The sequence below is a fragment of the Microbacterium sp. NPDC077663 genome (assembly GCF_044542795.1).
GTDB lineage: Bacteria > Actinomycetota > Actinomycetes > Actinomycetales > Microbacteriaceae > Microbacterium.
Genome location: NZ_JBITVE010000001.1, coordinates 1,410,505 through 1,429,954 on the forward strand (window position 1 = coordinate 1,410,505; position 19,450 = coordinate 1,429,954).

General features: G+C 68.3%; 11 protein-coding genes. 3 read left to right on the forward strand and 8 right to left on the reverse strand.

Features of this window, described 5'->3' with window-relative positions; genetic code table 11:
- Positions 1–108 precede the first annotated feature (108 nt).
- From ACIGEP_RS06935 to mobF, 6 genes are all read right to left on the reverse strand, one after another.
- Positions 109–4,065: a hypothetical protein gene (locus tag ACIGEP_RS06935; RefSeq protein ID WP_396660855.1), complete on the reverse strand. Its 3,957-nt coding sequence runs from the start codon at positions 4,063–4,065 to the stop codon at positions 109–111.
- Positions 4,066–4,154: 89 nt separating this feature from the next.
- Positions 4,155–5,240 carry a BsuBI/PstI family type II restriction endonuclease gene (locus ACIGEP_RS06940; RefSeq protein WP_396660856.1) on the reverse strand — a complete coding sequence of 362 codons (1,086 nt, stop codon included), beginning with the start codon at positions 5,238–5,240 and terminating at the stop codon, positions 4,155–4,157.
- A gap of 5 nt (positions 5,241–5,245) precedes the next feature.
- The gene (locus ACIGEP_RS06945) at positions 5,246–6,994 is read right to left on the reverse strand and encodes an Eco57I restriction-modification methylase domain-containing protein (RefSeq protein WP_396660857.1); all 1,749 of its coding nucleotides are present in this window, start codon (positions 6,992–6,994) and stop codon (positions 5,246–5,248) included.
- A gap of 281 nt (positions 6,995–7,275) precedes the next feature.
- Positions 7,276–8,739 (reverse strand): helix-turn-helix domain-containing protein, encoded by a 1,464-nt coding sequence (locus ACIGEP_RS06950; protein ID WP_396660858.1) that lies wholly within the window; start codon positions 8,737–8,739, stop codon positions 7,276–7,278.
- A 495-nt stretch (positions 8,740–9,234) separates the two neighbouring features.
- Entirely contained in the window at positions 9,235–9,603 is a 369-nt protein-coding gene (locus tag ACIGEP_RS06955) for a sulfate permease (RefSeq protein WP_396660859.1), read from the reverse strand.
- 180 nt (positions 9,604–9,783) lie between these two features.
- On the reverse strand, positions 9,784–13,296 hold the full coding sequence (mobF, locus tag ACIGEP_RS06960; protein ID WP_396660860.1) for a MobF family relaxase: 3,513 nt from the start codon (positions 13,294–13,296) through the stop codon (positions 9,784–9,786).
- 121 nt (positions 13,297–13,417) lie between these two features.
- Here mobF and ACIGEP_RS06965 point away from each other — a divergent pair, with 121 nt between their 5' ends.
- Positions 13,418–16,465 (forward strand): hypothetical protein, encoded by a 3,048-nt coding sequence (locus ACIGEP_RS06965; RefSeq protein WP_396660862.1) that lies wholly within the window; start codon positions 13,418–13,420, stop codon positions 16,463–16,465.
- A 75-nt stretch (positions 16,466–16,540) separates the two neighbouring features.
- On the opposite strand, the gene ACIGEP_RS06970 is transcribed toward ACIGEP_RS06965, so the two are convergent.
- Both ACIGEP_RS06970 and ACIGEP_RS06975 read right to left on the reverse strand, forming a co-directional pair.
- Entirely contained in the window at positions 16,541–17,362 is an 822-nt protein-coding gene (locus ACIGEP_RS06970; protein ID WP_396660863.1) for an SDR family NAD(P)-dependent oxidoreductase, read from the reverse strand.
- Positions 17,363–17,460: 98 nt separating this feature from the next.
- On the reverse strand, positions 17,461–18,420 hold the full coding sequence (locus tag ACIGEP_RS06975; RefSeq protein ID WP_396660864.1) for a helix-turn-helix transcriptional regulator: 960 nt from the start codon (positions 18,418–18,420) through the stop codon (positions 17,461–17,463).
- 105 nt (positions 18,421–18,525) lie between these two features.
- Here ACIGEP_RS06975 and ACIGEP_RS06980 point away from each other — a divergent pair, with 105 nt between their 5' ends.
- On the forward strand, positions 18,526–18,984 hold the full coding sequence (locus ACIGEP_RS06980) for an EVE domain-containing protein (RefSeq protein WP_396660865.1): 459 nt from the start codon (positions 18,526–18,528) through the stop codon (positions 18,982–18,984).
- Between the two features lie 43 nt (positions 18,985–19,027).
- Complete coding sequence (locus ACIGEP_RS06985) at positions 19,028–19,375, forward strand: antibiotic biosynthesis monooxygenase (protein ID WP_396660866.1); 348 nt, start codon at positions 19,028–19,030, stop codon at positions 19,373–19,375.
- Positions 19,376–19,450: the final 75 nt, after the last annotated feature.

A 19,450-nucleotide genomic window follows, 5' to 3' on the forward strand; every position in this document is an offset into this window, starting at 1 on the left:
ATGGTTCTGGTCCCGGATTGGTCCCGGCTCATCCCCAGCCGCTCCGCCTCCGTAGCCTCGTCCGGCTCGACGAGCCGCCCGGCGCCTCCTAACCTAGGTACGAATCCGCTATTGAATCGCAGGAGCCTGCTTGAGGTTCGCCTCGAGCTTCCTTCCGTGTCTCAGCGTGACCCCCTCTTTCGCGCCGGTGTGCGTCGTCCCGTCGAGTCGGGCGAGCACGGCTCGATGGTTGTCGTCGACATCAAAGCGCACGATACCGTTCCCGCCTGCTGCCAGGCGCTGGTACTCCCCACCCATCGCGAGCAGAAGCGTTCTGAGCTCTGCGGTCGACAGGCCGTCGCCTTGAACAGATGCGAGATGCACGAGGGAACGGTGGGTGGCGCCCGATGCGCGTAGCGACTCGATCCGTTCGAGGTCGAGCTGCTTGCCCTGTCGTGCGAGCCCGTTGGCAACGGCGGTGGCATCGGCTCCTGTTGCACCGACAAGCAAGGTAGTCAGCTTCGCGGCCAGTTCGTCCCGAACGTCCGCTGCGACGTTGTTGCTGGCGAGCGCCGCGGCCAGGTGGCGGGGAGGCAGAGTGGTTGCGTCAGCAAACCCGGCAAAGCTCTCGGAAGCTTGGATGGCGCTCTCGAGGTCGCCCCAGTCTGAGAGCAGTTCCGCGGAGAAGGTGGCCGGTTCGTCCGCTAGTAGGCCTTCGCTGAGTAGTAGCCCGACAAGTGCGCCGTCCTGTGGTCCAAGGTGCGTGATCGGAAGCACGCCCGGGTCGATGGACGCCACGAGCTTGACTCGCGTCGCGGGGTCGGTGAGCGAGTCCCGGGCGGCGAGGATCTTGGCAGCCAGCGCTGACTTCGCAGCCTGCGGGGTCGCGGCCGCCGTCGTGACGCTTCCGCGTTCCGAGAGGAACTCACCGAGCGTGACGTCGAGCTCGTGCTCGTTCACGTAGCGGTCGATGTTCTCGAACGTTGCGCCGGTTCTCCTATTCCTGACGATGGCTGGCCATGCTGATGGAGCCGCGTCGTCGAGGCTGGGAACCATGCATGTGCCGTCGGTGGCGGAGATGAACTCGTCGAGGAGGGTGCCCGCCGGTCTGGCAGCGATTTCGTTGAGAACCGCGATGAAGTTCGCGGGGTCTTTGATTGGCGTAGCGGGAGGGTCGAGCGCGCTGAGAGCTTCGAGATAGTCGGCCAGATGCGTGAGCATGTGTTCGTAGATCTGCGTGCCGTCTGCCCGAGAACGCAAGACGTCGAGGGGAACCACCTCGGCGCCACCGATTGCCTGCAGGTTCGGGGCGGTCACCGGGTAGATGCTCAGTCGTGTCGCCGCGTTGATCGCGTCGAGATTGAGCGGGCTGAGGTCGGCGATCGTGGAGCCAGCCTCAGCGAGAACAGCCATCACGGTTGAGGCGAGCTCGGGAGTCGAAGGCGCGATGACGGTGGCGAGCTGCTGGTAGTTGGCGGATAGGTACTGCCCGACCTCAGGCCCGAGTTCATCTCGCTCCTCTGCGCCGATGGAGCACAGGACGGCGTCTGTCAAACGAAGCCGGGAGGCCGGTGCGAGTTCGGCTTCTTCGACGGTGAATTGAAGCGCGTTCTGCCACTTGGGAGCCATCATCGACACGAGCTCGGCTGCATGGTCGATGTCGGCCCGCTGGAAGAACCGGCTGACGAAGGTCTGTTCGGTCTCACCCCATCTTGTAGCGAGGTGATCAGCTACCCGCTGCGCGGCTCGCTGCCGGTGGGTGATGAGGTAGTCGACGATGTCGAGGTTGTAGATGCTCGGGTCGTCGAACAAGTCCGCGTCGTCAGCTATCGCTTGCTGCTCTGCGAGCACCTGGGCGATGTCCTTCTCGCTGAGTTCGTATTCGGTGATTGGCACGCCTGGCTCGATCGCCCGCGAGATGAACTCGGTGGCATTGAGTCCGACGACCCTGCCGTAGAAGGTCGATGCGTATCTTGCGAAATGGCGCGGCAAGTAGCCGTGCGCGATCAAGTCGGCGACAAGTTCACTCGGCGCATACTCCTGAACGAGTCCTCCGAAACTGAGCCGGTCCGAAGCCGCAGATCCCGCCCGGGTCAGGGCCTCATCCGGTGGCCTGCGCCGAGCTTCATTCGCAGCCTCTTTCTCAAGCGCACGAACGGTGAGATCGGGACGCCTGTGGATCTGGGCCCAGGTGTGGTGCCTCAGGAACGTGATCTCCGCCTCGGTGGACGTGATCTGATCGTTGAGGTCCTTCACGTCAGCGGTCCGCCATGAGTCCGGTGTGATCGGCATACCCAGGAGACGCGCGAGCACGAGGCGCCCAACCGTGGACGACCTCGATTGGCGCTGTCCAAATCGATCCGGCTTGGAAAAGAAGGTCAGGCTGAGCATCTGCCCGTCGGCGATCTGCTGCCATCCCGTCAGGTTTGCCAAGTTGTCGTCCGCCAGCGGGCCGCCGAACTGGACTCGCTCGGGGGTGAGCCCTTGTGCAAGCTCGAAAAGTTCGGCGCGGCGCTCGTCGAGTGCGGCTGCGGCCTGCTCAAGACGGAGATTGAGGGCGGCGCCGGTCTCAAGTTGGGTTCGAAGCTGGGTCAGCTTCGCGGTGAGCGACCCAAGGTTGTCATCGACAAGCGTCAGCCAACGGGCGTTCAGGTCGTCCAGCGGACTGGTCTTGAGTCGAATCCCTTCGTATGTGTCGGGACTCGTTGCACGCACGAGCACGAGAGAGAAGACGATGTCGTGGCTGATGTCCGGCATCGGTGACCGCGCGGAAGTCATCAGTCGGTCCAGGTGAACTTCGAACTCATTCCGAATCGACAGCAGCGTGCGCATGTCGGCAACATGCCGCGCTGCAAGCCGGATGACCGCCGGTGAGATCCCCGGTGACCCCTCGCTGCGCGCGAGGTGCGGTCGCATGATGTCCATCATGAGATCTCGGGCGTTGTCGGCTGTGACGAACGGAACGATCGGGATGATCACGTCGAAGTACTTTGCCCGATTCGCTTTGTCGATCTCCAGGGTGGTTGGAGTCGTACCGACCGCGGCTGGGTCGTGAGGAGTGGACTGTGTCGTCGTCTTCCTCGCTCCGATGCGCCCGAGCACGCTGTCCCGGATCGCATACACGAATATCACTCGCCGACCCACCTGGCGCGAGCTGTTGATGAGGGTGTTGAGGGCGCGCAGCGTGTCGAAGACGACGGCGTCGTCAAACCGGTCGACGTCCTCAATGAGCACGATCCGGGCCTTGCTGACCTGGAAGAAGTACATGATCTCGTCGAGATACTGATCGAAGTAGCTCGACGACGTTGGGGCCAGGCTGACGGTAACCGCTCCGGCTTTCAGCCCCGCTTGGAGCGCGTAACGTCCCGCGAGCACCCGCCACGCCGCGGTGGCAACAAGTGCAGCGACCGCTGCGGCAGCAGCCCAGAACCAGGGCGCGGACCACCCAACTTCCTCGATCCGCTGCGTGATCCCTGAGTTCCATCCCGCGAGAAGAGCCACAACCCAGACGATTCCGACCGTCGTGGCCGCCGTGGCCGCCACCAGTAGCCCCATGCGCCAACTGGGCTTTGAGGCACGCGGGAAGCGCGAACGCGGAGTTCGCCCGGGCGGCAGTCGGTACAGGAGCTGCTTGACGAGCTCCTTCTGGATCTGGTTGCTCTTCTCGCGCTCCGCCGGGTTCTGCACCTGGGCAGGAGGGACGAGGTCAGGATCGAGTGTCGAGAGCGAGAGCTCCACGATGCGCCGTCGGCGCCACCACCTGCGGCCGAGTGCCCGCAGAACGCTCGATTTCCCGGAGCCGTATGAGCCAGTGAGAGCGATGCTGCGCGTGTCCGGGTGACGCAACGCCCGTTCGAGGAGGTCGAGATATACCTGGTGATGCTCGCGCTGGTAGTCGGGCGCCAGGGCCTTGAGCGGGATCGTATTGCCCGGTCGCTTCGGCCGACGCGAGCGAATCTGCTGCCTCTCACCTCGTGGAGAGATGAGGGCGCGCCATCTGCGACCGAGCCAATCGCCGCCTGCGGCGGGAGCTGCACCGTCATCACCCACATCGACGGGCGACGCCGTCGGAACGCTCTCGGACATATCAGATCCCTACCCGTGGCAGGCAGACACGAACGAAGGAGCGCTCGAAGCGGCAGGGGCGAGACAAGACGGGTTCTTTCGCGGCACGATCACTCCGACCTGCCTCCGCGATCGCCCACGATCGCGTACCAGGCGAGTTCGTGGCCGGGCTCGTCGGCGAAGTAGGCGTAACTGCCTTCCGCGAGATCCTTCAGACGCTTCCTTGCGGCGGGGTCGTTGCGGGAGCTGAACGCGGTGAGGAACCGGCACCGATCGGTCTCGATTCCTTGCTGCCGTGCCCATTCCAGGAAGTCCCGCTTGCGGGCCTCGTTGATCTCGCCGTCGGTGTTGACCGCCTCGATGAACCAGAAGTCGACCGCGCTGTCTCCGACGTCGGCGATCAGCGCGTCGGGAAGCAGGCTCGAAACGTTGATGGTCACGCCGAGGTAGGACAGGAGCTTCGCGTCCGCGGTGAAGACCTTGTCGCCGGGCTCGCTGACGGAGACCACGTACGGGTTACGCAGACGCGCGGGCGCCCAGTTCTCGACGACGCCCTTGAGGATCAGCGACGCGCGTCCGACTTCCAGAGTCCGGGTGCCGGCATTGTTCGGGAGCGCGACCGTGACGGCGTGGCTTGCCTGCTCGCCTTCGATCGCGAAGCGCACCCGAAGCTTCGCGGCCGGTGACAGATGCGCTTCGCGCCATTCGGCGGCGGCGATCTCCACATTGGAATCACTCAGGCCGGGATCGAAGAGGTCCGCAAAGTGCGGCTCCATCGTCCAGCGCCCGGCACCGGACGTTTTCGGCAGATCCAGTCGCTCCCGGAGCGCACCGTGCTCGCGCCACTTCCGGAACGTCTCGTCGCGGAGCGTCTCCCGGGAGTTGTCCGCGTAGCCGGGACTGTCCGGAACGCCCCAGGCTTGTAGGAGACCGGAAAGCGCCTTGGCGCCCTTCGCCGCTTCCTGACGCCAGGCAAGCCGATCCTCGTCGCTGTTCTGCTCCCGCATAGCCTCAGACATCCACGTCACCATCGACGGGCGCGCCCAGAAGAGATCGCTTGGATCGTCGGCGACCGCATCGACATAGATCAACGCGGCAACGGCCGCGCCGGCGAGCGGGCTGGACATCACGGCATCGAACGCCGTGCGCGGGAAGACAACGAGCAGACGCTTGGTGGCCTCTTCGGCCGTGATCACGGGCCTCATTTCGTCGGCTGTTCCGGGAGCCCGTAGGTCCGGGCGACCGCCCGCTCGAGCTCCTCGTCGGACAGCGTCTCCCAAGCCTCGAGGGTCTGAGCATCGGGAAGCGTGATCGACTCAAGCTCGTAAGCGGACAACGCGACAGAACCGGAGATGCACCGGATCAGCTTGTCGAGGGCTCTCGTTGACAGGAGCCTGGTCAGCAGGTGCCGGCTCAGCAGCTGCGTGTCACCGACGGGGCGGATGACGTTGACGTGATTCTCGACGACGACGCCCGCGGCCCGAGACAGGTCGTCCTCGGTGAGTTCGGCCACGACGAGGCGCCGCTGCTGCTCTGGCGCGGTCGTGCGCTGAACGAGGACTGCAGGGTCGGCCAGCACCATGACCTGTCGGTCTCGCTCGGAGTGCAGCGCCAGGTACCGCGTCGAGGCCCGGCTGGCGTCACGGTGCACGGCACCGCCGTCGATGTCAGCTGCCCAGATGATCGGGTGACGACCGTTCGCGGGCCTCGCGAAGAGGTCGTCCTTCCTCCGGTTCCACACCAGTGGCCCCGTGCTGACCTTCCAGCCCGCGGTGGCGAGCGTGTTCGGCAGCTTCGCCGCCGCCGCAGCCACGGGAGCCAGATCCGAGCGGCGAGGCAGGATCCAGGGGTTGCCCCCTGTCGGCGAGGAGATCGTTGCGACCTCTTCCACCGCTGAACCGATCGCTCGCACCGAGACCTTGCGTACCCGTCGTCGGGTGAGCGTCGCCAGGCAGGTCTCCTGCAGGACGGAGGTGAATACACCGGAGCGGTCGGCGACGAACGCCACGCTTTCCAGCCGCAGCTGCGATGTCAGGTGAGTTCGGAGCGCCTCGAAGTAGCGTCCGGCCGTGAACGATGTCGGGACGAGCGCAGAGAGGACACCGCTGGCATCCAGCGATTCGGCGCCGACCGCCATGAACATTCCGTAGAGGTTCGCGTGGCCATAGAGCGACTTCGCGAACCGTGCCCGATCGGCCTCGCTCAGCCGCACTCGCCCATAGGGCGGGTTCATCAGCACCGCTCGCGCCGGTGCTCGATCTGGCGCCAGACCGTCACCGACATGCGCGAGCGCTGGAAGCGGCCGCCGATTGGCTTCCGGGATCCGGGCGAGCATCGGCAGCATCTCGGCTGCGAGCACGACGTTCGCCACCCATACCGCGGCCGGATCCGAGTCGATGCCTTCGATCAGAGTAGGCAGCCGGTTCAGGACCAGACGTGGATCGATCGCGGCGCTTGCCGCGAGGTGCTCCCTCAGCGCTGGCAGCAGCAGGGCGCCCGCGCCGCAGGCGGGATCTCGGATGAGGCCCGGCAACGACATGACCGGCTGCTTCATCCCCAGAGCGGCCTTGGTCATCGACCAGAGCTCTGCGGCGAGTTCGTGCGGGGTGTAGTGGCGTCCGTGTCGGGCACGAGTTTCCGACGCGAGGGACTCGACGTAGGCGGCGCCGACCTGCTCGCCGGTGAGCAGCCCCCAATCCGGCTCCAGCGGTGGCGTCTCTCCCAGAACGAGCGGGGGCAGCACATCGACGGCGAAGTGAACGTCGGTCCACTCACCGGCGAGTCCCGCTCGCGTTGCTCGCGCGGACCACCACGCCGGGATCGCGGCCAGCACCGCAACCGCAACCGGGGTCAGTTCCGCAGCGGGATCAGCGGATCCGACCAGCCCGCGCGACCCCCGCGGGCCGAGGGGCCGGGCGAGGATCTGGGTGACGTCGGCGAGGGTGCTCACGTCCCCAGGGTATCCAGGAGCCTCCGACATGGGCGGGCGGCTCACCGGCGGGGTGTTCCGAAGCAATGGCGGTCCGTGGCGCCCCGCACTCTCGCTGCTTCGAAGATGGGCGCTACTGCTGTTCGGGCCCGAACGCCTCTATCTGGAGGCCTTGCAGGAGTTCTCGAGTCACGCCCCGCCAGTTGAAGCGCTGGAGGAAATCGAGCGCAGCATCGACTGCGAGTTCGCGCGGGTTGATGAGTCCGTCTTCGGGCGACAGGCGGATCTCGTGGTCCCAGATGTCATCGTTGTAGGCGGTTGTAGGCGTAGGTGCCGTGGAGGCCGGAGCGCTCGCGATGCGCGACGACGAGCACGAATCGGCGGATGTTGTGCAGCGCGAGGTTGACGTTGAGGTCTTCTTGGGCGAAGTGCGCGCGTTGGAGCCGCCCGGCGAACTCGATCACTTCGGTGAAGTGCAGAAGCGGCAGCCAGACTGGGAGGTAGCCGTTGACCGGCTGCTGGCTGTCGAGGAAGCCGTCGGAGTCGGGGCCGTAGTCGCCGATGGTGCGGCAGTCGAAGAATTGCCCGCTCTCGAAGAACTGCCATGTCTCGGGATGCATGCTGGTGACTTGCTCGCCGACCCAGTCGCGTCCCGTTGTCGGCTGCTGCACCCACGGGAACGGCCAGCCGCGTCTGCGCACGGTCGCACCCTGAACGGCGGGAAGCAGCTCAGGGAACGGGATGCGACGTGCGTCGAAAGTCTCGGGGCGAATCGTGGTGACCAGCTGCGGCAGGGTCGCATCGAGGTGGAATCCGCTGTCGCGCGCCTGCTGTGTTTGAGCGATGAACTTGTCTCGGGCTGCGGTGGCCGCGGCTTGGCCGAGTTCGATTCCGGCTCGCTGCGCGGTCTCGAGGAATCTCGCGAGTTGCTTCTCGGTCGCCAGGGTGATCACTTCGCGAAGCTCGTTCTGGGTGAGGGACGCGGAACTCTCCGGCTTCGCCATCGAGCGGGTGTAGAGCTGCTTCGCGACGATGCGCTGCGGGTAGTCCTTCTTGCTGAGGATCGGGATCTCAGAGAACTCGGCGACTTCGATGATTGCGACGTGACGCCCGTTGGGCAGCTGGCCTTGGCTGAGCTGAATCCGGACGGGCGGGTCGGCGTATGCGTTGATCTGGTCCGAGACGTCGTCGAAGGACAACCACTGTTCGAGCTGCTCGTCACTGAGCCCCGTCCCGAGGGCATCGATCCCGTCCTCGCTGAGGCCGACAATGACGTGGCCGCCATCGCGCTGGTTCGCGAGCGCAAGGACAGCACGGGCAACGTTCGCAAAGAAGGCGCGATCGGCTCGGTCGCCTGCGCTCTTGAACTCGACGCCGCGCTGTTCATAGCCGATCTCGATGATCGCTGCGAGCTGTTCGTCGTCGAGCATGTTTTCCCCTCGTGCGCGACGTCGCACGAGGTCGCGTGGCCCGTCGTTGATTGGTCTCAGGGTACCGGGGTGGCGCTGCCCGACGTGCTGTTCCATGCGCGGGTGCAACGCTTGCGCGTACCTGTCGCCTATGGATCGATCGTTGCCCGGTAGCCCCGACCACGGGCACGGTGAGATGTACGAGTTGCAGCCACACGATCTGGCGAGAGGAGTCCCGATGCGAGACTCCCGACAAGGCGGTGTGCCACTGGTCCGGTGGGAGGACCTCGCGGTGGGTGCGGCCCGCAACGACAAGCCGGCGATCCTGCTGCAGGCGATGTCGATGGCGGTGCTCACGGATCCGCAGCAGATCCGGATCGGTCTCGAGGATGCCTGGACGACGTGCGAGTGGCCGGGCCGCGCGGCCGACTATGACGTGTGGCTGTTCGCGTTCGATGTGGCGTCCGCCGACGATGACCACTACCTCCACGAGCATGAGCTGCGGGAGCAGTCGAGCCTGCCGGAGACGCTGACGCTGTACCGGGCGGCGGCGGAAGGCCACGAGCGTGGGCTGTCGTGGACGACGAGCTTCGAGCGGGCGCACTGGTTCGCGACACGCCTGGGCGCGCTTGCCGGGTTCCGGCATCAGATCTTCGAGGTCGAGGCGCCACGCGAGCTGGTGCTGGCCTACTTCCATGAGACGCGCGGCGAGAGCGAGTACGTCATCGACGCTCCCGAACTGCTCGACGACGACCTGCGCGTCGTCGAGCCGGTCGAGTGGAGTACCTGCTCGAGCACGAACGGCAGTCCCGGGACGCTTCCAGATCGAACCGCGAGGAGTGACGCGCCGCGTCAGCGCCCTGCGCGAGTCAGCTCGCGCCGAGCACTGTCGGCACGCTGCTGCTCCGGGCGAGCTGCTGCGTTGCGGATGCGGGCGACGGCGTTCTGGAGGTGGGTGATGGCGATGAAGAGGATGAACTTCGACGCGTTCCAGAAGCACAGGAGAACGCCGAGGTTGAGCCACTCCGTCCGGCCGTGCTCGACCGCCCCGGCGCACGCGATGGCGAGGCCGAGGTAGCCGAGGCCCACGCCGAGAGCGATCAGGTCGCGGGAGCGTGCACGGCGGGTGCGGAGGTGGTCGAGCAGGATGTTCGTCGGCATCCAGATGCGCATGAACTGGCGGACGCGGACGGCGAGCGCCCAGAGCAGGTAGAAGAGCACGGCATTCTCCTCATCGCGTTGCCGGGGCACAGTCCCGAGTGGCCGGTGAGGTCTTGTGCTGATGAGGGTTTCCCCTTGCGGGGCTACCGCGCTGCCTCTGCGAGGCTGGCGCGGCCAGTGGGTCTTCCTACCGTTGCCATTGAGGGTACGCCGACCCGGCGACGTCCGGTAGAGGCACCGTCAGAGTCCTCGCGTCGGGCTCTCTCGCGTCGTCGCGGGCGTGCTGTTCTCCTCCGTGGCGGCGGCGCTGCTCAGGGTGAGAATGGCGGCGCGGGCCCGCTCGTACTCCAGGCGTTCGGCGTCGCGCTCCGGGATCGGCCCCAGTGGGCTCGAGGCGTGCGCGATCCCGTACCGGTCGCGGTAGGCGAAGACCGTCATCAGCGCGGCGATCCGCTCGGGTCTCGCAGTGGCGTCGTCGGCGGTGATGCCGAGGTCTCGTGCCCACGCGGGCTGCTCGGTGGCGGCCTCGGTTGCGAGGGCGTGGGCGCGCTGCACGATGTGGTGTTCGCGTTCGGCGAGTGCCTGTGCCATGTCGGCTGCCATCGGGCCGGTGGCCTTCGGGATGAGGCCCGCGATGAGTTGCCGGCGTCGGGCGGTGGGCTGGTAGCGGGCGGTGACGACCTGGACGCGGTAGCGCAGCAGCGAGCCGAGATCGTCCACGCCGTCGAGGCCGCCGGCACGGACGACGCGCGGCAGCAAGTCGTCGATGTTGTGGCCCTCGGCTTCCAGGCGGCGCAGCTCGGTGGTGAGGATGCCGTAGGCGTCGGTGTCGATGAGCTCGTCGATGGTCGCCCCGTCAAGCCCGCCCTGCTCGAGCAGTCTGATCCAGCGGTCGTGCTGCGCCGTCTGCGCGATGGTGTCGTACTCGCCGGCGAGTTGGGCGATCGAGGCCCATTCGTCGTGCTCGGCGGTGATCGCCTCGTGCGCGGAGAGCTCGGCGCCGGAGTGCTGGAGGATGCCGAACAGGATCGACCGGGCAGTCATCTGTAGATCAGGCCGATGCTGGTGCTCCTCGAGGTGCTCCTCGTCGGTGGCGACGTAGACCCGGTTCGACTCCCGGCCGCGGGTCATCGCGACATACAGCGCTTCGCGCGTCATCTCCGGCGAGGACACGACGGCGTGCGCGGTGTCGACGGTGGCGCCCTGGGCCCGGTGCGCGGTGATGGCGTAGCCGAGTTCCACGTTCTCGGCGACGTAGGCGGCGGGCAGGGTGAGGGTGGTGCGCCAGCGAGACTTCTCCCGCCGGATGGTGAGCGACCCATCGTCGCCTGCTGCGGTGACGATCCAGCGGTCGTTGTTCTTCACCCAGCCTCGGCCGAGGCCCAGGCGGCGGTCGTTGCGGCGGGTGATTACGATGTCGCCGCGGGATGCCCGGGTGCCGTCGTGCAGGCGCACGCCGCCTTCCTCGACGACGCCCGCGAGGATCCGGTCGGTGCGGGCGCGGTCGTTGAGGTCGCTGACCGTCTCGCGGGCCTCGGCGATCAGCACGCTGCGCTTGCCGGCCCGCTGATCGGTCAGCCATGCCCGGTAGGCGGCGTCCAGGACGCCGTCACGGCTCGTGCCGACGACCCGGCCGTGGGCGAGGTAGGTGTCGATGACGTCGGTGTCGCCGATGCGTAGCTGCAGGGAGGCGTGCTTCTCCCACTCGTTCTCGAACCGGCGCACATCGAGCAGCTCGGGGGCGTCGTCGCGGGCGCGCACGAGCAGCCCGAACGCCCCGCCGGCGTCCACGGCCTGCAGTTGCGCCCAGTCGCCGACCAGCAGGAGCTTCGCGCCGACCTCGGCCGCATGCGCGGCGAGCCGGTCCAGCGCGAACGTCCCAGCGAGGGACGCCTCGTCAACGATCACCAGCTGCCCGCGGGTGAGGTTCCAGGTGCCCCGCCGGTGCTCGAAGAGCCACTTGGCCGTGTTCTCCGTCGGGATTCGCAGCTCCTCGCCGAGTACCTGCGCGGCGGCCGCCGACGGGGCCAGCCCGAGGACCGAGCCGCGCCCGTGCTCGGTTTCCCACGCGCGGCGCAGCGCGCTCATCGTCGTGGTCTTGCCCGCACCCGCCGGACCGACGAGCACGTCGACGACCCGGGCGGAGACGGCGATCTTCGCGATCGCGTCGAGCTGATCCGCCGACAGCGCCCGCCGCTGCGTTCCCGATGCCCGCGACGCTCCCTCCACCGCAGCCAGGTCTAGCGTGGGCGCGGCGCGCTGCTCGGCGAGCGCGAGCAGGCGGTCTTCGGCGGCGAGGACCGCCTCCGACGAATAGACGGTGGATGCCTTCGGCCGGAACACACTGACCCCATCGGCACGGCGGAACCGAGCCGGGCTGCTCGCGAGCTCCGGCGGTGTCAGCCGCAGCGACGCAGCCTCGGCACCATCCACGATGAGGCCGACGACCGCTTCCCGGTCCGTCGTTGATGCGAAGCGCAGGTCCATCGTCTGCCGCACCGCCTCGGCGTGCAGGTTCCAGCGCCGCCAGGTCGAGCGCCGGTCCGCGACCTGCTCCACCACGACCAGCGCAAGCCGGTCGATCTCCTCCAGGGTGACGTCGTCCGCGCGCAGCAGCGCCTCCCGGGAGCCGGCGGCGACGACCTTGCGTGCCCAGCCGAGCGGGTCTTCGTCCAGCACCCGATGTGCGCGGCGGCGCCACTGGAAGGTGAGGTCGGCCAGGGAGTGCTTCTGCTTCTCGGGCCGGGTCTCCAGCGTCGCCTGCTGCCGGATCTGCCACAGCATCTTCCGCGACGGGGCCCGCCCGTGCCGCTCCGTGTACTCGGCGACCAGCCGGTCCTTGCTGCGCTCGATGTCACGAGTGCGAGAGGAGAACTCGTCCACCAGCTCCTGTGACACCCCGGCGATCTCCCACGCCGTCATCCGCCCCGCTCCGCGCTCCCGTGCCTCCCACCCGACGCCGAGCAGACGGCCAAGGTGATCCGACAACAGCGCGTTGTAGTGCTCCGACAGGCCGCTGACCGCGGCATGCAAGGCCCTGGAATCAAGAGTGCGCCACTTCCCGTCATGGGCGCCCTGCACCCGGTTGGCGACCACGACATGGGTGTGCAGCTGCGGGTCGGCGGCCCTCGAGTCGTAGTGGTCGTAGGCGGCCCCGATGACTCCTCGGATCTCGACCTGCGCGACCGCACCTCGAGGGCCGGCCGCACCGATCCGCGTCATCGCAACGTCCCGCTCGACCAGGTCGATCACGTCGCGCATCGCGGCGTGATGCGCCCGAGCGATCAGCGCCTGCGTGCCCGCGTCCGCGACCGCCCACAGCGTAGACACCGACTTCGGCGCCGAGAACGTCAGATCGAACCCCGCCACCGGCGCACCCGTGACCTTCGCGTGCTCCTCCACCTCAATCAACGCCTGCTGCTCCGCCCGGTCGGCCGGATCCAGATCATCCGGCAGGCTCGTGATTCGCCGTTCGATGCGCTGCTGGGTGGTGGCGAACTTCCGATACGGGCGCCCGAGCTGCGCGCCCGTGACGGGGTCCTGCCCGAAGCCCATCAGCCGGCGCAACTGCTCCTCCGTGATGTCGGCCTCGCCGTCGAGGCCATCGAACCCGGCCACACCGGCGCCGACCCAGCGGCCCGGCGGGGTCCCGGACTCGTTGTAGTAGCGGGTCAGCGCCTGAGCGGCGTCACGCTGCCCGTCGCCAGCGACGACCGAGTCCAGCAGGTACCTGTAGCCCTGCCCTGCACTCATCACCCGGATCGAAACCGTCACACCCCCAGGTGCGCCCCGGCGCACGGCAATCAGCAGGTCGGCCCGACCTCCCTACCTCCCCTCCGCGGCAACGTCCGCGCACCAGAGGGAGAGGAACCGCATGTCATCTGCACCCACCGTCGGATCCCCAGGGATCGGCGACCCGTCCACGCGCCGAAGGGGCGCCCGGCTCGTCGCCGCCATCGTGACGCTCATCATCGCGATCGGCACCATGCTCGCCGGCGCCTCCCCGGCGCACGCGGGCAGCCACGGCGTCGGCTACGACATCGGCTACGGGTGGCTCGGCTCCTACGCGACCGACTCCGACGGACGCCAGGCGTACTGCATCGACCTCGGGATGAACGCCCCGTTCTCGCCGACATCGGGGCCGCAGACGATCACCTCGCTGGATTCGCTGAGCCGCCAGCAGATCGCCGAGCTGAACTACGTCCTGGCCCGCTGGGGTCAGAGCGGCGACCCGAACGTGACGGCCGCGGTCGCCCTCTACGTCTGGTCCGTCGCGGACGCCGGCACCTACAACAGCCACGGCATGTCCGGCGACGCCTACTACGTCGCCCGCGCCCCTTCGAGCGCCAGGCCGACGATCCTGGCGAACCTGGCGACGATGCGCGCTGAGGCGCCCGTCTACGCGGTGACCGATCCATCGCTCTCGCTCTCACTCGACATGGCCGACCAGTACCAGGGCACGCTGACCGTCGCGGCGAACCCGTCGCACCTGCAGGGCACGGTGAACCTGACCGGCGCGGTATTCGGCAACGGATCGGCCAGCCGGACCGTGGGCGCCGGGCAGTTCGGCATCATGGGCACCCCGGCCGACGGCGCGCCGTCGTACCAGATCGGCGCGTCGATGAGCCTCGCCGCGGACGGGTACGGGTCGCAGCTGTCGCTCTACACCTCCGGCGGCGGCGAGCAGCGGATCATCGCCTCGGTCGCCGGCTCCCCGGCGTCGCTGTCCGCGACGGCGCAGACCCCCGTGATCGACCTCGACTTCCAGCCGGTGATCGCCACCCAGGTCGCCTCCCGCTTCGTCGAGGAGGGCGACGCCTTCGTCGACCAGCTCGAGGTGACGCTGACGAAGGGCACCTGGACGAGGCTGGGCGGCGCGCGCATCCCGATCATCGCCGAGGGCACCCTGTACGGGCCGTTGGACCAGCAGCCCGCCGAGGCGGACTCGCCGCCGCTGGGCTCCCCGGTCGCCGGCGTCGAACGGGTCACGCTGAACAGTGCGGGCTCCTACACGTCGCCGGGCACGATCCAGGCGCCGGCCTCCGGGTTCTACACCTGGGTGTGGAAGATCGACCAGGCCGCGCAGGGCGACTACAGCCGCTACCTGACCGGCTCGTTCACCGACCGCTTCGGCCGAGTCGCGGAGACCTCCATCACCCCGTTCCAGCCCGAAGCGGTCTCCACCGCCGACCAGCACCTCGCGGTCGCGGGCGACCCGCTGACGGACACCATCGTCGTCTCCAGCAGCAACGGCTCCTGGCTGCGCGTGGACGGCCAGCAGATCCCGGTCGTGTTCGAGGGCACCCTCTACCGGGTGCCGGGCGTGCGCCCGCCGGGCGAGTCCGCGACGGTCGACCCGGACGCGGTGGCGATCGGCACGGTGACGATCACGGCGAACGGCCCCGGCCGCTACATCGCCCCGATGGTCACCGCCCCGGCAGGCGGCTTCGTGACCTGGGTGTGGGAGATGAAGAAGTCCTCCCAGCCCGAGTGGGTGCGCCCGTACCTCGCCGACGACTGGGCCGACCGCTACGGCATCCCCGTCGAGTCGACCTCCGTGCGGTGGCCGCTGCACACCAGCTCGCTGCTGCGCGAGTACAACGTGCACGAGCAGGGCCGAGCCTTCGACACGGTGACCGTGAGCGGGTTCCCCGCCGACCACGGCGACTTCCACGGCGACGGCTACTGGCAGACCGACGTCGACGAGCTCACGCACACCGTCTACGGCCCGTTCGCCAGCGACACCGAGCTGACCGACGACCTCGACCTGTCGACGGCGCCGGTCCTCACGACGCTGACGACCCCCGCCCGCAACGGCGTCTACCAACTCGGCTACACCGACACCGACCGCATCACCCCGACCGAGCCCGGCTACTACGTCGTCGTCACCAGCTTCCCCGGCGACGACCGCGTGCAGCCCTACACCTCGAGCCCGGCGGACGTGCTGGAACGCTTCTACGTGCCGCCACCCGCACCGCCGGGGCTCCCGGTGACGGTCATCACGCAGGCGACCCCCGCGGCGCTGGCCGGTGAACCGTTCGAGGACCTCGCGCTCGTGCAGGGCAGCATCCCGGACGGGGCGAGCCTCGTGTTCCGCGCCTACGGGCCGCAGTCGGCGGATGAGGTGCCGGTGTGCGAGGAGGCGTTCTACGTCTCCGAGCCGAACGCCGTCACCCAGGCCGGCGTCTACCGTTCCGGCGCGACCAGCACCGACCAGGACGGCGCGGTCTACTGGGTCGAGACGCTCTCCGACGCCGACGGCGATGTGCTCGTCGAAGGCGCCTGCGGTGCTCCCGGCGAGACGACCGTGGTCACCGTGCCGCCGGAGCCGCTGGCGGTGACGACGACCGCGACGCCCGCCGTGGAGCTCGGCGAGCCCGCGACCGACACCGCGGCCGTCACGGGTACCGTGCCGGCAGGCTCGACGCTGGTCTTCGAGGCGTACCTGCAGGACGGCGACAAGCCGACCTGCACGGCCGACGAGATCGTGCGCACCACCGAGCCGATCCCGCTCGAAGCGGCTGGCGAGTACGTCAGCGAGCCCGTCGTGTTCGAGAGCGCCGGGACGTACTACTGGGTCGAGACCATCCGCGACGTCGACGGCGCGGAGCTCGTCCGCGGGGTCTGCGGCGCTCCCGGCGAGACGACCGTCGTTACGGAGACCCCGCCCTCGACGCCCACGCCGGAGCCGACGCCGACCAGCACGCCGCCCGGTGAGCTGGCCTACACGGGCAGCGGCGACTGGATGCTCCCCTTCGGGATCGCCGCCGGCATCTTCCTGCTCGCCGGTGTCGGCGTCATGTGGTTCGGCCGCAGGCTGGCAATCTACCGCGAGCGCAACGGCTACATTCGGGACGAGGACATGGACTACCACGCTCTCACGGGCAGAGAAACGATCGACCCTGAGCGGGACCAATCCTGACAATCGGACGCGGGTCTGCCCTTTGACCGAGAAGGGCAGACCCGCGCCCGCCAAGGGCAACCGCTCGAAGACTTGTTAACTATCGACACCGAACGCGCGGACAGCTCGGTCTTGTCCAGCGCGCCACTCAGCGAGGCGCGACTCGTAGTCGGCCGTAGCGACATCGAGCGGGGTTTTCCCGAAGAACTGACGAAGCGGCGGCTGCTCATCGTCCACAAGCTCGAGCAGCGGCCCACGGGTTGCCTTCGGATCGCCCGACTCTCCCCCCTGGAGCGCAGCGAATGCCTTCGCTCGGAACTCGTCGTAGGCGGGATGAGACTCGGTGAAGTGCGCGGAGGTCCCGCTGAACTCGGTCGAATAGCCCTCCGGCTCGAGGATCGTCACCTTGATGCCGAAGTCGCCGACCTGCTGCGCGAGCGCCTGCCCGATTCCTTCGACCGCCCACTTGGAGGAGTTGTAGATGCTGACCATCGGGAACGTCGTGATGCCACCGATGGAGCTGAGTAGGAGGATGTGCCCACTTCGCTGCTCGCGGAGGAAGGGAAGTACCGCCTGGATGACCCAGATCGTTCCGAAGACGTTCGTCTCGTACTGGTCGCGAACCTGCTGCTCGGTCGCCTCTTCGATCAGGCCGAACTGGCCGTATCCCGCGTTGCTGATGACGACATCGAGCCGGCCGAAGTGCGCATGCGCTCTGGCGACCGCCTCGAATACCGCGGGACGATCGGTGACGTCGAGGGGCAGCACGAGCACGCTGTCGCCGAACTGCTCGACCAGGTGCTCGAGCTTGGCGACGGTCCTCGCGGTGGCGACGACTCGATCGCCTCGCTCAAGCGCGGCTGTCGCCCATTCGAGCCCGAACCCGCCGGACGCCCCCGTGATGAACCAGACCTTCATGTGTGACCACGCTTTCTCGAACCCTGCGCCTCGCACGGGCGCCTCGTAGTCGACGCTACGAGCGGATCGAGTCGCTATCCAGGCATCGCTAGGGACCCTCAAGGGACGCTGTAGAGCTGGGTCACGCGGCGGCCAAGATCCGCGAAACGGTCGCGGAGCTCCGAAGGCTCGAGGACCTCAACTCCATCCGCGTGCGCGAGAAGGGCTTGCGCTGCCTCGATCCGGGGGAACCGCAGAGTGAGCTCGACCCACTCGTCCGGTGGGCCGTCCGCCGCGGGAGCCGGGGTGCCGCCGCCGTGCATGCGGAGCACCCGAGGCAGGATGCGCCGCCGGACCCGGAGAGAAACCGAGACCGCGCTGAGCGATGTCGCGTAGTCGCGCTGCAGTGCGCTCCAGGTGTCAGCGAGGTCGAAAGCGGCCGGTCGACGAGCGGGCGCATCGAGGATAGCGGCGTGGCGCATCCGGTCGATGCGGAAGGTCTTGAGCGTCTTGCGGTGGGCGGCGACGAGGTACCAGGTGCCGGCTTTGCTGATCATGCCCAGAGGATCGAGGGCGTAGCTGCGCTCTGCCCCGCCGCCGGAGCGGTACCGGACGCGGAGCCTTCGCTCGTCGAGCACGGCGGCCTGCACCACGTCGAGATGTTCGGGCCGGGGATCCGGGGCACCCCATCGGTCCGGGTCCACGAGGACGCGCGTGGCGACGAGCGAGGCCGCGTCACGATGTGCTTCGGGCAGTGAGGCCATCACTTTCCGCAGGGCGGAACCGAGCGCGTCGCCGAGACCGAGGTCGGCATGCGGCGCGCCGGTGAGCGCCACGAACAGGGAACGGGTCTCGTCGGCGCTGAGGCCGGGCACCTGGGTGCGGTAGCCCGGCAGCAGCGCGATCCCGCCCGCCCGCCCGCGCTCGGCATACACCGGGACCCCAGCCGAGGAAAGCGCTTCGGCGTCGCGGTAGACGGTGCGTACCGACACCTCCAGCCGTTCGGACAGCTCGGTCGCCGAGATCGGGCTGCGCGTCTGGAGCAGCAAGAGCATCGCGAGGAGCCGGTCCGAGCGCATGAACCGAAAATACCGCTAATACCTGTCATCTAGTGACAGGTATGTGGACACAGACTGGTCGATGCCGCGCCCGCCGAGAACACATGCGCCGGCGGGAAGGACTCCGTGCACGACATCTCGAACGTTGCCTTGGCGCTCCCGGAGCGAGCGTGGCTGGGGGTTGTCTCGGCCGAGCACGCCGCCTACGGCGCCGAGCGCGGCTGGATCCAGCTCAACCACGGCAAGCGCAACAACCTCGCCCGGCTGCGTCGAGGAGACGGGTTCGTGTTCTACTCGCCGACGCAGCGCCTGGGCGACAAGACACCGCTGCGCGCTGTCACCCAGCTCGGCATCGTGGCCGACGAGGAGCCCCATCTTGCGGACGAGCTGATGGAGATGGGAGCGCACGGCGCGTTCCGGCCGTGGCGACGGGACGTCGACTTCGCGGCGACGCATCCGGTTGCCGTGCATGATCTGCCGCTCGAGCTGACCCGAGACCGCGGCTGGGGGTATTCGCTGCGGTTCGGGCTCGTGCCGCTCGCGCCCTCCGACTTCGCGCTGCTGCGCGATGCGATGACCTCCTGACCTGCACCGGGGACAGGCGGCACCACAAGGAAGGAACCCCACCATGACCAGTCCGGTCGATTTTGTCATCCGCTTCACCCTCGCCGATGGCGCCGCCGAGGCGTTCGACGCGTGGGCCGTCGGACAGCTCGCCGCCGCGCGGGCCGCCGACGGTGTGCTCGACTATGCGATCCACGAGGGGGCAGACGGCACCTTCGTCCAGCACGAGCGGTACGCCTCCGAGGCCGCCGCGAGCGCGTTCGCGCAGGAGCGCGGCCCGGCGCTGGGAGAGTGGAGCCAGCTCGCCCGCCCGTCCGAGCTGCTCGTGCTCGGCGGGATCAGCGAGCAGTTCCGCGCCGCGCTGCCGCCGTTCGGCACCGCCTTCGCGCCAAAGCACCGCCTCGCGCGCTGACCCGGCCACGCGGGGAACGCCGGACCCGAAACGGCGTTCCCCGCGACCACCCCGCCCTACCGAGGAGAATCCACG

Coding starts and splice junctions, on each gene's coding strand:
- ACIGEP_RS06935 (WP_396660855.1), bottom strand. CDS start 4,065: ATGTCCGAGAGCGTTCCGACGGCGTCGCCCGTCGATGTGGGTGATGAC.
- mobF (WP_396660860.1), bottom strand. CDS start 13,296: ATGAGTGCAGGGCAGGGCTACAGGTACCTGCTGGACTCGGTCGTCGCT.
- ACIGEP_RS06965 (WP_396660862.1), top strand. CDS start 13,418: ATGTCATCTGCACCCACCGTCGGATCCCCAGGGATCGGCGACCCGTCC.
- ACIGEP_RS06970 (WP_396660863.1), bottom strand. CDS start 17,362: ATGAAGGTCTGGTTCATCACGGGGGCGTCCGGCGGGTTCGGGCTCGAA.
- ACIGEP_RS06975 (WP_396660864.1), bottom strand. CDS start 18,420: ATGCGCTCGGACCGGCTCCTCGCGATGCTCTTGCTGCTCCAGACGCGC.
- ACIGEP_RS06985 (WP_396660866.1), top strand. CDS start 19,028: ATGACCAGTCCGGTCGATTTTGTCATCCGCTTCACCCTCGCCGATGGC.